The organism is Rhodococcus sp. T7, assembly GCF_009872365.1.
GTDB lineage: Bacteria > Actinomycetota > Actinomycetes > Mycobacteriales > Mycobacteriaceae > Rhodococcus_F.
Genome location: NZ_WXYH01000390.1, coordinates 1 through 450, shown reverse-complemented (window position 1 = coordinate 450; position 450 = coordinate 1). Strand labels below are relative to the sequence as shown.

The 450-nt window shown below is 67.3% G+C and carries 1 protein-coding gene; it reads right to left on the bottom strand.

Annotated elements, in window-relative coordinates:
* On the bottom strand, nt 1-450 hold a 450-nt coding region (locus MLGJGCBP_RS48495; protein WP_201453379.1), incomplete at both ends, for a Rieske 2Fe-2S domain-containing protein.

Below are 450 nucleotides of genomic sequence, written 5' to 3'. Positions count from 1 at the left end.
GCACCCTCGATCGCCTGAGCCCAGTTGCACCGCTGCGCCACCCGAATCGTGTAGATCTGCTCCGGCTTGCGAGCGGTCCAGTCGAACGCCGGGAATTCCGGCTCGGCCTCCGGGTCACCGAAGTACGCCCAGATCAGACCGCCGGCCTCACGCACCGGATACCCGATGTGCCGGATCTTGTCCTTGAACGTGCTGTCCGCCGGCTCCGACGGCGTCTCCACCACCTTGCCGTTCCGATCGACCCGCCACCCGTGATACAGGCACTGCAAGGCGCAATTCTCGTTGCGCGCCAACGCCAACGACGCACCCCGGTGCGGGCACGCCTCGTTCAGCACCCCGACCTTGCCCTCGGTGTCCCGGAACGCCACGTACTTGCCGCCGAGGATCTTGATCCGCCGCGGAGCGCCGTCCGAGACGACGTCCTCCGACATCAGCACCGGCGTCCAGTAC